This is a genomic window from Streptomyces longisporus (assembly GCF_039532765.1).
GTDB lineage: Bacteria > Actinomycetota > Actinomycetes > Streptomycetales > Streptomycetaceae > Streptomyces > Streptomyces longisporus.
In genome coordinates this window covers 180,130-192,597 of the sequence record NZ_BAAASG010000014.1, presented here as the reverse complement: position 1 = coordinate 192,597, position 12,468 = coordinate 180,130, and the positions used below count along the sequence as shown (strand labels likewise).

8 protein-coding genes and 1 pseudogene are annotated in these 12,468 nt (G+C 70.0%); 8 read left to right on the top strand and 1 reads right to left on the bottom strand.

The window, feature by feature from the left end; genetic code table 11:
* Positions 1-3: 3 nt before the first annotated feature.
* The 8 genes and pseudogenes from ABD355_RS29805 to pgi all read left to right on the top strand — a co-directional run bounded on the left by ABD355_RS29805 (position 4) and on the right by pgi (position 9,595).
* Positions 4-2,958, top strand: a complete 2,955-nt coding sequence (locus ABD355_RS29805; RefSeq protein WP_344403892.1) for a M14 family metallopeptidase — start codon at positions 4-6, stop codon at positions 2,956-2,958.
* A gap of 228 nt (positions 2,959-3,186) precedes the next feature.
* Positions 3,187-4,197, top strand: coding sequence for a type I glyceraldehyde-3-phosphate dehydrogenase (gene gap, locus ABD355_RS29800; protein ID WP_344403891.1), 1,011 nt, complete (start codon positions 3,187-3,189; stop codon positions 4,195-4,197).
* A 131-nt stretch (positions 4,198-4,328) separates the two neighbouring features.
* On the top strand, positions 4,329-5,540 hold the full coding sequence (locus tag ABD355_RS29795; protein WP_344403890.1) for a phosphoglycerate kinase: 1,212 nt from the start codon (positions 4,329-4,331) through the stop codon (positions 5,538-5,540).
* Positions 5,541-5,581: 41 nt separating this feature from the next.
* Entirely contained in the window at positions 5,582-6,337 is a 756-nt protein-coding gene (tpiA, locus tag ABD355_RS29790; RefSeq protein ID WP_344404074.1) for a triose-phosphate isomerase, read from the top strand.
* 114 nt (positions 6,338-6,451) lie between these two features.
* A complete protein-coding gene (gene secG, locus ABD355_RS29785; RefSeq protein WP_207228689.1) occupies positions 6,452-6,682 on the top strand; it encodes a preprotein translocase subunit SecG in 231 nt (76 codons plus the stop codon).
* A gap of 211 nt (positions 6,683-6,893) precedes the next feature.
* Positions 6,894-7,229: an RNA polymerase-binding protein RbpA gene (locus tag ABD355_RS29780; RefSeq protein ID WP_003976875.1), complete on the top strand. Its 336-nt coding sequence runs from the start codon at positions 6,894-6,896 to the stop codon at positions 7,227-7,229.
* A gap of 130 nt (positions 7,230-7,359) precedes the next feature.
* A pseudogene (locus ABD355_RS29775) lies at positions 7,360-7,728 on the top strand (MFS transporter); the annotation flags it as partial.
* A 211-nt stretch (positions 7,729-7,939) separates the two neighbouring features.
* The gene (gene pgi, locus ABD355_RS29770; protein ID WP_344403889.1) at positions 7,940-9,595 is read left to right on the top strand and encodes a glucose-6-phosphate isomerase; all 1,656 of its coding nucleotides are present in this window, start codon (positions 7,940-7,942) and stop codon (positions 9,593-9,595) included.
* Between the two features lie 105 nt (positions 9,596-9,700).
* On the opposite strand, the gene ABD355_RS29765 is transcribed toward pgi, so the two are convergent.
* Entirely contained in the window at positions 9,701-12,457 is a 2,757-nt protein-coding gene (locus ABD355_RS29765; RefSeq protein WP_344403888.1) for an ABC transporter permease, read from the bottom strand.
* Positions 12,458-12,468: the final 11 nt, after the last annotated feature.

Sequence of the window (12,468 nt, the reverse complement as noted above, 5' to 3'; positions counted from 1 at the left end):
TTCATGAGACACAGAGCGAGATCGATCCTCGCTGTCGGCGCGCTCCTGCTCGGCGGAGCGAGCCTCGCACCCATCGCGCAGGCGCAGAACGGAAGTTCGCAGGGATCCGACCCCACCGAGGTCAAGGTCTACCGCGCCGACGTCACCGCCAAGCAGGTACCCCTGCTGCTGGCAGCCGGACAGGACGGCCAGGAACTCGGCGACCAGGTGCCGGAGAAGGGCACCGCCTCGGTCGAGCTCTACCTCACCGGCCAACAGGCCCACAAGCTGGAGAAGCAGGGCGTCGCCCTGACCGAGCACACGCTTTCGGCCAGGGCCGTCAAGCGCGTGGAGGCCGCAGCCCAGGGCGTGTTCCGCCCGTACAGCGGAAGTGGCGGCCTCAAGGAGGAGATCGTCCGGACCGGGCAGGAGAACCCCGGCCTCACCAAGGTCGTCTCCATCGGCAAGACCGTCAACGGACAGGACATCCTCGCCCTCAAACTGACCAAGGGCGCGAAGAAGTCCAAGGACGGCTCGAAGCCCTCCGTCCTCTACCTGTCCAACCAGCACGCGCGCGAGTGGATCACACCGGAGATGACCCGCCGGCTGATGCACTACTACCTGGACCACTACAAGACGGACCAGCGCATCAAGAAGATCGTGGACTCCACCGAGCTGTGGTTCGTGATCTCGGCCAACCCCGACGGCTACGACTACACGTTCAAGAACTCCGACACCCGCCTGTGGCGCAAGAACCTGCGGGACGTCAACGGCGACGGTGTCATCTCCACGGGTGACGGCGTCGACCTCAACCGCAACTTCCCCTACAAGTGGGGCTACGACGACGAGGGTTCGTCCCCCAACCCCACCAGTGAGACCTATCGCGGCGCGAGCCCCGCCTCCGAGCCCGAGACCAGGGCGCTGGACGCCTTCGAGAAGCGCATCGGCTTCACCTACGGCATCAACTACCACTCCGCCGCCGAACTCCTGCTCTACGGTGTCGGCTGGCAGGTGGCCACCCCCACGCCCGACGACGTGGTCTACAAGGCCCTCGCCGGCTCACCCGGCCACTCCGCGATACCCGGCTACCGCCCGCAGGTCTCCTCCGAGCTGTACACCACCAACGGCGAGGCGGACGGACACGCGGCGAACGTCAACGGCATGTCGATGTTCACCCCGGAGATGTCGACGTGCCAGACCGCGTCCGACATCGACCCCAACGACCAGTGGAAGGCGGCCGACTGCCAGTCCGTCTTCAACTTCCCGGACGACGAGAAGCTGATCCAGCAGGAGTTCGAGAAGAACATCCCGTTCGCGCTGTCGGTCGCCGAGACCGCCCCGCACCCCGACACACCGTCCTCCTCGCTGGGCCTGACCGCGGCCGACTTCACCCCGGCCACGTTCACCACGTCGTACGCGCGCGGCGCCGATCAGGAGGTCTCCGTCGTCGTACGCAAGGCCGTGCGCGACAAGAAGCTCAAGTACCGCGTCAACGGCGGCCCCACGCAGGATGAGGGGCTCAAGGCATGGAAGGGCGGCGAGACCTACGGCGGGGACGACAACCTGCACTTCGACGAGTACCGGGCCAAGGTCAGTGACGGCGCCCCGGGCGACAGGGTCGAGGTGTGGTTCACCGGAAAGGGCAGGGGCGGCAAGAAGGTCTCCAGCGAGCACTTCACCTACACCGTCGCCCAGCGGCCCAAGGCCGACACCCTCGTCGTCGCCGAGGAGGGCGCGGCCGCCACGCAGGCACAGACGTACGTGGACGCGCTGAAGGCGAACGGCCGCAAGGCGCTCGTGTGGGACGTCGCGACCCAGGGCGCACCCGACGCGCTCGGCGTGCTGAAGCATTTCAGGACGGTCGTCCACTACACCGGTGCGAGCGTCCCCGGCAATGCCACCCAGCTCCAGCTGCGCGCCTACCTCAACGAGGGCGGCAAGCTGATCGAGGCGGGCGAGCAGGCCGGCGGCAGCGTCGACCTCGGCGGGGGCACCTTGTCGAACGACTTCAGCCAGTACTACCTGGGCGCCTACTCCCGTACGTCGACCCCCGGGGCCACCGGCTTCACCGGCTCCGGCAAGCTCGACGGCTTCAGCGGGGCGCTCGGTGCCGCCACCGGCAACCCGCTCGACAAGGCGGGCACCTACAGCGTCACCTCCGACTCGCTTCCCGCCGACAAGTACCCGCAGTTCGCCAGCGCGGGCGCGGGCCAGTTCGCCGGCACCGTCAACCCGTACGGGCCGTACGCCGGCTCCTTCATGGCGGCCGCCGTCCACACCGACGACGCCTACAAGCGCCTCACGCGCACCATCGACCTCACCGGTGTCACGGCGGCCCAGCAGCCGACCCTGCGCAGCCAGTTGCTCTGGGACACCGAGCCCGGCTACGACCACGTCATCGTCGAGGCCCACACCAGCGGCGCCGACGACTGGACGACCCTCCCGGAGAAGGGCGGCGCGACTCACCAGACCGTACCGAGCGAGTGCGGGGCGGGCTTCCTGGTGAACGAGCACCCGTGGCTCAAGCACTACCTGACCCTCGCCGACAACGACTGCACGGCGACCGGTACGAGCGGTTCCTGGAACAGCCTCACCGGCGCCTCCAACGGCTGGCAGCAGGTCAACTTCGACCTGAGTGCGTACGCCGGCAAGTCCGTCGAGGTCTCCATCAGCTACGTCACCGACCCGGGTACCGGCGGCCACGGCGTCCTCGCCGACGACGCCTCGCTCGTCATCGGCGGCGCGCCGACCCAGACCGAGGGCTTCGAGACGTCGCTCGGCGCCTGGAGCGTGTCCGGACCGCCCGCGGGCAGCCCGGCCGTCCTCAAGGACTGGACGCGCACCGGAGCCCTGTTCAGGACCTACGGAGCGATCACCACCGACCGGACCGTGCTGCTGGGCTTCGGCCTGGAGCACGTCAGCGCGGCGGCCGATCGCAACAGCCTCGTCAAGAAGGCCCTCGCGGCCCTGGAAGGGTGAACAGCCCGGTCAACGATGACTAGCTCTGCGTAGTCAAAAAGAGTGATCAGATCTTTCATCCCGGGCGGTCCGTACCCCTACTGGCGGGTACGGACCGCCTGCCCATGTATGGGGCGTCTCGATGTCACTCCGGGGCCCTCAGGGAGGTAGGGTCGGGGGTGGTCGGGGACATCCCAAACAGAGCTCGCCGGCACCGCATGGCCGGCGTACCAACGAGGAGATCGGTTCGTGACGATCCGCGTAGGCATCAACGGCTTCGGTCGTATCGGTCGCAACTACTTCCGCGCGCTGCTGGAGCAGGGTGCAGACATCGAGATCGTGGCTGTCAACGACCTGGGTGACACCGCGACCACCGCCCACCTGCTCAAGTACGACACCATCCTGGGCCGCCTCAAGGCCGAGGTGTCGCACACCGCCGACACGATCACCGTCGACGGGCACACCATCAAGGTCCTCTCCGAGCGCAACCCCGCCGACATCCCGTGGGGCGAGCTCGGCGTCGACATCGTGGTCGAGTCGACCGGCATCTTCACGAAGAAGGCCGACGCCGAGAAGCACATCGCCGGCGGCGCCAAGAAGGTCCTCATCTCGGCTCCGGCCAAGGACGAGGACATCACCATCGTGATGGGTGTCAACCAGGACAAGTACGACGCGGCCAACCACCACGTCATCTCCAACGCCTCCTGCACCACCAACTGTGTGGCGCCGATGGCGAAGGTCCTCGACGAGAACTTCGGCATCGTCAAGGGCCTGATGACGACGGTCCACGCGTACACCAACGACCAGCGCATCCTGGACTTCCCGCACTCGGACCTGCGCCGCGCCCGCGCCGCCGCCGAGAACATCATCCCGACCACCACCGGTGCCGCCAAGGCCACCGCCCTGGTCCTGCCGCAGCTCAAGGGCAAGCTGGACGGCATCGCCATGCGCGTCCCGGTCCCCACCGGCTCGGCCACCGACCTGGTCGTGACGCTGCAGCGCGAGGTCACCAAGGACGAGGTCAACGCCGCGTTCAAGAAGGCCTCCGAGGACGGCGACCTCAAGGGCTACCTGTCGTACACCGAGGACCCGATCGTCTCCTCGGACATCGTCAGCGACCCGGCCTCCTGCACCTTCGACTCCTCCCTGACCATGGTCCAGGAGGGCAACTCGGTGAAGGTCCTCGGCTGGTACGACAACGAGTGGGGCTACTCCAACCGCCTCGTCGACCTCACGGTCTTCGTCGGCAACCAGCTCTGATCTGATCCACAGAGCAGGCACCTCGATGTGAACGCAGGGCTCGGGCAGCGCAGGGACGCGCCGCCCGGGCCCTGACTCACGTACGGATCAGCCCTCGTACGATCAGAGCAGCCCTCACCAGGAGTCCTCACATGAAGACGATCGACGAACTTCTCGCCGACGGCGTGGACGGCAAGCGGGTCTTCGTCCGCGCCGACCTCAACGTGCCGCTCGCCGACGGCCTCATCACCGACGACGGCCGCATCCGCGCCGTCCTGCCCACCGTCAAGGCCCTCGCGGACGCGGGCGCCAAGGTGGTCGTGGCCTCGCACCTCGGCCGCCCCAAGGGCGCGCCGGACCCGGCCTTCTCCCTGCTTCCGGCCGCCGAGCGGCTGGGAGAACTGCTGGGCGCCCCCGTGGCCTTCGCCCAGGACACCGTCGGCCCCGCCGCGCACGCGGCCGTCGACGGCCTCGAGCCGGGCCAGGTCGCGGTCATCGAGAACCTGCGCTTCAACGCGGGTGAAACCTCCAAGGACGACGCCGAGCGCGGCGAGTTCGCGGATCAGCTGGCCGCCCTCGCGGACGTCTACGTCGGCGACGGCTTCGGCGCGGTGCACCGCAAGCACGCCTCGGTCTTCGACCTTCCGGCGCGTCTGCCGCACGCGGCCGGCTACCTCATCGCGAACGAGGTCGCCGTACTGAAGAAGCTCACCGAAGACGTGCAGCGGCCGTACGTCGTCGCCCTCGGCGGCGCCAAGGTCTCCGACAAGCTCGCCGTCATCGACCAGCTGCTCGGCAAGGCCGACCGCCTGCTCATCGGCGGCGGCATGGCGTACACCTTCCTCAAGGCCAAGGGCTACGAGATCGGCAAGTCCCTCCTGCAGGAGGACCAGATCCCGGCCGTCCTGGAGTACATCGAGCGCGCCGAGAAGACCGGCGTCGAGCTGGTGCTGCCCGTCGACACCCTGGTCTCCACGGACTTCCCGGACCTGAAGACCAAAGCCCCGGCCAACCCCACCACCGTCGCCGCGGACGCCATCCCGGCCGACCAGGAGGGCCTGGACATCGGTCCGGAGACCCGCAAGCTGTACGCCTCGAAGATCGCCGACGCCGCCACCGTCTTCTGGAACGGCCCGATGGGCGTCTTCGAGCACCCCGATTTCGCCGAGGGCACCAAGGCGGTCGCCCAGGCCCTCCTCGACTCCCCGGCCTTCACGGTCGTCGGCGGTGGCGACTCCGCCGCGGCCGTGCGCCTCCTGGGCTTCGACGAGAACGCATTCGGCCACATCTCGACCGGCGGCGGCGCCTCCCTCGAATACCTCGAGGGCAAGACGCTCCCCGGCCTCGCCGCACTGGAGGACTGACCTCAATGGCTCCATCTATTTCTTCTGGGCGCACGCCGCTGATGGCCGGCAACTGGAAGATGAACCTCAACCACCTCGAGGCCATCGCCCACGTCCAGAAGCTCGCCTTCGCCCTCGCGGACAAGGACTACGAGGCCGTGGAGGTCGCCGTCCTGCCGCCCTTCACCGACCTGCGCTCCGTGCAGACCCTGGTCGACGGCGACAAACTCAAGATCAAGTACGGCGCCCAGGACCTCTCGGCGCACGACTCCGGCGCCTACACCGGCGAGATCTCCGGCGCCATGCTGGCCAAGCTGAAGTGCACGTACGTGGCCATCGGCCACTCCGAGCGCCGCCAGTACCACGCCGAGACCGACGAGCTGGTCAACGCCAAGGTCAAGGCCGCCTACAAGCACGGCCTGACCCCGATCCTGTGCGTCGGCGAGGAGCTGGAGGTCCGCGAGGCGGGCAACCACGTCTCCCACACGCTCGCCCAGGTCGAGGGCGGTCTGAAGGACCTCCCGGCCGAGCAGGCCGAGTCCATCGTGATCGCCTACGAGCCCGTCTGGGCCATCGGCACCGGCAAGGTCTGCGGCGCCGAGGACGCCCAGGAGGTCTGCGCCGCCATCCGCGGCAAGATCGCCGAGCTGTACACCCAGGAGCTGGCCGACCAGGTCCGCATCCAGTACGGCGGCTCCGTCAAGGCCGGCAATGTCGCCGAGATCATGGCGCAGGCCGACATCGACGGCGCCCTGGTCGGCGGTGCCTCGCTGGACGCGGACGAGTTCGTCAAGATCGTGCGCTTCCGCGACCAGTGACACGAGCTGGGAGTATGCGGTAGCGGCGATACGTCGTACCCTTGCGGGGGCACAGCCCGGTTGCTGTGCCCCCGTCGTCCATCCGAATCCGAGGAAGTTGGTCCAGCCGTGGTTTTGGGGTTCTCGATCGCCCTGATCGTCTTCAGCCTGCTGCTGATGCTGCTGGTGCTGATGCACAAGGGGAAGGGCGGCGGCCTCTCCGACATGTTCGGTGGCGGCATGCAGTCGTCCGTCGGCGGCTCCTCGGTCGCCGAGCGCAACCTCGACCGGATCACCGTGGTGATCGGTCTGCTCTGGTTCGCGTGCATTGTCGTACTCGGCATCCTCATGAAGACGAACAGCTGAGCAGCGACGCACACAGCACGTACATTCCGCACGTAAGGCCCCATGTTCGGTACGCGCAGCTGAGCGCGGCCTATCATGGGGCTTGCGTCTAGGTGTGGGGGGTGTAACTCCAATCACTGGACGCGCGTTGGGCCTTACGTAGACTGAGGCGCTCGCAACGAAGCGAAACGCCGACTCGCTTCGCGGCACCATCACGCAGGGAGTTACGACCGTGGCAAGTGGCAACGCGATCCGAGGAAGCCGGGTCGGGGCGGGGCCGATGGGCGAGGCCGAGCGCGGCGAGTCCGCGCCGCGTCTGCGCATCTCCTTCTGGTGCTCGAACGGGCACGAGACGCAGCCCAGCTTCGCCAGCGACGCGCAGGTTCCCGAGACCTGGGACTGCCCGCGCTGCGGCTTCCCCGCCGGACAGGACCGGGACAACCCGCCGGACCCGCCGCGCACCGAGCCCTACAAGACGCACCTCGCGTACGTCAGGGAGCGGCGCAGTGACGCGGACGGCGAGGCGATCCTCGCCGAGGCGCTCGCCAAACTGCGGGGCGAGATCTAGGAGTTGAGAGCCGGCCGGGCACCGAGGGGTGCCTGGCCGGAGCTGTTTCGTATCCGGCCCCCGGCCGCCCGTGGACCGATTGTCAGTGGTGCCCTCTACGGTTTGTGCATCGGCAGACCGTGAGGGGGAGCTGTGGCGACGGTCGAGGCAGTGGGCAGTTTTGCGCCCGAATGGCGCGGGGACATCCCTGACCGACCGCCCCCTGCTCATCGCGTCCGTGACCGCCTGCGGCCATCTGCCCCGGATCGTCTTCGGACTGCTCGGCGGCGCGGTCGCGGGCCGGGTGGACCAGCGCCGCGCCATGTGGACGGTGGATGCGGCCCGAGGACTGCTAGTCGCCGCCTCCGCCGTGGCCATGGCGCTCGGCCACGCCTCGATCGCGCTGCTCATCGTGCTCGCCTTCGTGCTGACCACGCTCCAGACACTCTTCGACAACGCTTCCACCGCCCTGCTCCCCGTCCTGGTGCACCAGGAGGCGCTCGGCAGTGCCAACGCCCGGCGCGGTCGCTCACCGCCTGGGGCCTGAACACGCCGCCCCTGCTCACCGCCGCCTCCTTCGTCCTGTCGGTCCTCGCCCTGACACCTGCCCGCAAGCCGGACGTACCTGTGGTTGCGCCGCACGGCGACACCACGACGGCTCATGACACGCGCTGATCAACTAGGTTGGGACCGGCAGCGGGGCAAGGCAGGAAAGAAGGCTGAAGTCCGAAATGAACGCAGACGTCCGTAACAGGCTCAACCAGACGCCCGAGTGGACCGCGCTGGCCAAGCACCGTGAGGAGCTCGGCGAAGTGCGGCTGCGGGACCTGTTCGCCGCCGACCCGGGACGCGGCGCCGGGTACACGCTCCAGGTCGGCGACCTGTACATCGACTACTCCAAGCACCTCGTCACCGACGAGACCCTGCGGCTGCTGCGCGAGCTGGCCGCCGCCACCGACGTCTTCGGCCTGCGGGACGCCATGTTCCGCGGCGAGAAGATCAACACGACCGAGAACCGCGCCGTACTGCACACCGCGCTGCGCGCCCCGCGCGACGCGGTGATCGAGGTCGACGGGGAGAACGTGGTCCCGGGTGTGCACGCGGTGCTCGACAAGATGGCCGAGTTCGCCGAGCGGGTTCGCTCCGGCGCCTGGACGGGCCACACCGGCAAGCGCATCAAGAACGTCGTCAACATCGGTATCGGCGGTTCCGATCTGGGTCCGGCGATGGCGTACGAGGTGCTGCGCAGCTACACCGACCGCGACCTCACGGTCCGCTTCGTGTCGAACGTCGACGGCGCCGACCTGCACGAGGCCACCCGCGACCTGGACGCGGCGGAGACGCTGTTCGTCATCGCCTCCAAGACCTTCACCACCATCGAGACGATCACGAACGCGACCTCGGCGCGGGAGTGGCTGCTCGGCGAGCTGAAGGCCGGTCAGGAGGCCGTCGCCCGGCACTTCGTGGCGCTGTCGACGAACGCCGGGAAGGTGTCGGAGTTCGGCATCGACACGGCGAACATGTTCGAGTTCTGGGACTGGGTCGGCGGCCGGTACTCGTACGACTCGGCGATCGGGCTGGCGCTGATGATCGCCATCGGGCCGGATCGTTTCCGGGAGATGCTCGACGGGTTCCGGCTGGTGGACGAGCACTTCAGGTCGGCACCCGCGGAGTCCAACGTGCCGTTGCTGCTGGGCCTGTTGGGCGTCTGGTACGGCAACTTCCATGACGCCCAGTCGCATGCGGTGCTGCCGTACAGCCACTACCTCTCCAAGTTCACCGCCTATCTGCAGCAGCTGGACATGGAGTCCAACGGCAAGTACGTGGGCCGGGACGGACGGGAGGTGGACTGGCAGACGGGACCGGTGGTGTGGGGCACACCGGGCACCAACGGGCAGCACGCGTACTACCAGCTGATCCATCAGGGCACGAAGCTGATCCCGGCGGACTTCATCGGGTTCGCCGAGCCGGTGACCGAGCTGAGCGAGGGGCTCAAGGCGCAGCACGACCCGCTGATGGCGAACTTCTTCGCGCAGACCCAGGCCCTCGCCTTCGGCAAGACACCGGACGAGGTGCGGGCCGAGGGGGTGCCGGAGGAGCTGGTGGCGCACAAGACGTTCAAGGGCAATCACCCGACGACGACGATCCTGGCTCGCGAGCTGACGCCGTCCGTGCTGGGCCAGTTGGTCGCGTTGTACGAGCACAAGGTGTTCGTGCAGGGTGCGGTGTGGAACATCGACTCCTTCGACCAGTGGGGCGTCGAGCTCGGCAAGGTGCTGGCCAAGCGGGTCGAGCCCGCACTGACCGAGGGGGCCGAGGTGCCGGGCCTGGACGAGTCCAGCAAGGCGCTGGTCGCCAAGTACCGGGAGCTGCGGGGGCGGGCGTAACACCGCCGCTACGGCTGGGGGAAGCGAGCGGTGCGTGACCGTCCGCTTCCCGCCGCCGTACAACCCGCAGGGTCCACGGCAGTTGATGCTCGCGGCGGCCCCCGGTCAGGCCACCGCGCTGAGGGTGTCCGCGAGCCGTCGTCTGGCCGCGCGTGCTGCCGGGAGGGCGGCGAGTGCGGCCGCGCCGAGCACCGCGGCGGCGCCGAAGAGCAGGAGCAGTGCCGGCGACGGGCTCTGGGCGATCCCGGAGCCGATGCCGCTGGATCTGCCCTGGGAGTTGATCAGCCAGTGCGCGAGGGGGGTGCCGAGGGCCGTACCGGCGAGGACGGCGGCCAGGGCGGTGCAGCCGGTGGCCGTGACGGTGATCGCGGTGATCTGGCGCGGGGACAGACCGATGGCCTTGAGGGCGAGCAGATCGCGTTCGCCCTCGCGGACGGTGCCGCCGATCGCGGTGAGCAGTTCGACGAGCCCGATGAGGGCCAGGACGGCGATCAGGCCGACGACGACCGAACGCAGGGGGGAGAGCCCGTCGGCCGGGTTGGTCACGGCGTGCACGTCGAGCCGGCCGTGCCCGGCGGCGGCCAGCCGGCCGGCGACCGCGTGCGGGTCGGCTCCGGGGCGCAGGCGGAGCTGGTAGAGGGTGGGGGTGAGGCGCGGGTCGTTCTCGCGGAGCGTGTCGAGGGAGGTGGAGATGACCCGGCCGGCGTTCTCCGGTTCGATGCTGCGGCCCACGATGTGCAGGATCTGCGGCTGGTCGCCGACCGTCATCCGCACCCAGTCGCCGACGCGGACGTCCAGCAGGTCCAACAGACCCTGCCCGGCCACCGCCTCGTCGCTGCCGCGGGCGGCACGGCCTTCGGCCAGCGTGTACGGGTAGGGGTTCCGGCTGGTGCCGAGGCCGCGCAGGGCGATCGTGGCCGTCTGGCCCGGCACCAGGGCGGCGACCTCGACACCCGGGTAGACGGCGGCGACCTGCGGGTCGCGCTGCAGCAGGTCGCGGGCGTCCCGGTCGCCGAGACCGGCATCGGCGTGGACGGTCAGAGCGGCCGGCAGCCCGATCTGCTCGGGCCTGCTGTGGAAACGGTCGATGGTGGTCCAGGCACTCATCGCCACGACGATCAGCAGCAGGGGCAGCGCCAGCCGGGCCACGGTGGCCAGCGACCGCAGCCGACGGACCGAGGCAGTGTGCCAGCCCAGCACCAGGGCGGGCGGCACACCGACACCCAGCGCCCACCGGGCCATGCCGGAGAGGTGCCCGCCGGAGGGGGCGGCGGAGCGCAGGCTGCGGTGGGCGGGGTCACCGGGCCGCCCGGACCCGGCAGGCCGCGCGCTGAACGCCGCCTCCGCCGAGGCGGTGTCGGGATGCCCGATCGCCGGTGCCGCGGGCTCAGGGGTCAACGTCCCTCGCGCCGGGCCCGTCGGAGGGTGTTCCTCCGGAGCGGTGGGCCGGGGCCCCAGCCCCAGGCCTCGTCGGACCGCCTCCAGGAGCCTCCTGCCGCCCGTAGCAGCAGGTCGGAGGGCGGCAGTTCGGGCTCGCGGTCGGTCGGCTGATGGATGTGCGGCTTCCAGTCCTGGGGTTCGCCGGGCCGTCTCCAGCAGCCCCTTGCCTCCCGCGGCCGCAGGCCGGGGCGCCGTGAGGTGCAAGCCGGGGGAGTCGACCGGCTCCGGGAGGCGGGGGGCCGATGGGGCTGCGGCCTCCAGGCCCAGTGCCCGACGGGCCAGACCCAGCCCCCCACCCGCACCCGCGGGCCGCGCCACCGGGACCGGTGGTACGCGGCCCGCTCGCCACGCCGCCAGGGCCGTTGTTGCTCCGATGAAGAGGACGGCGCCTGCCGGGATGGCGAAGAGGGTCGGGGTGTGGCCGGGCAGGCCCTGCCATACCCCGAGGGCGTCTCCGAGGCGGCCGGGGAAGTGGCTGCCCAGGGCTTCGGTGAGCGTTGCCGCGGCTGCGGCGCCGAGGACGGCGTAGGCGATGTGCTGGAACAGGAACACGCGGACGACCTGGGCCGGGGTGAAGCCGATCGCCTTCAGGACCGAGATGTCGCGCAGGTGGCCGCGGATGCGGGTGGCGATCGCGCCGTGGACGGCGAGGCCCGCGGCGACCAGCGCGCCGAGGCCGAACAGGCCCAGGACCTGCCCAAGCAGCCGGTTGTCGCCCTGGGCCTCGGCGCGGGCCTGCTGCCAGGTGGAGACCTCGCCGATGGCGCCCGCCCCCAGGACGGTGACAGCGCGCTGGACGGCGTAGTCCGTGTCCTCGGGGTCGGTCAGGCGCAGTCCGATGACCTGGCCGGTGGGGTGGGGGACCGCGGAGGGAAGGGCCCAGACCAGGCCCGGCTGTTCGTTCGCGCGATAGCGGGGCTCCGCGCTGTCGGCCACGCCCACGACGGTCACCGTTCGCGCCGTGCCCGGCAGGGTGAGCGTGTCGCCGGGTTCGGCGAGCAGGGCGCGGGCGAGGCGGCTCTCCAGGACCACGCCGTCGGGGGTGGCGGCGGTCAGCCAGTGGCCGGCGGTGAGCAGCGGACGGCCGACGCGGGGGCGCTCGGCCGTCGCGCGCAGTTCGACCGAGGCACGGGTGCCGCGTGCGGCGAGGGTGGTGACGGCCGTGGGGTAGGGGCCGGCGACGGACTCCACGCCGTCCAGGCCGGCCAGCTTCCCCACCTGGGCGGACTTGTCGGTGTGGATCCAGACGTGTGCGCCGCGCTCCTGGGTGAAGATCCGCTGCCAAGGGTTGGTGGCGTATCCGAACAGGGCCGTGGCCAGCAGCAGCGAGACGACGATCCCGGCGGTGGCGAGGACCAGGAACAGCGCCTCGCCGCGGTGCGTGCGCAGATCGGAGTGCGCCCAGCGCAGTGTTGCTCGCATACGGCTCAGGC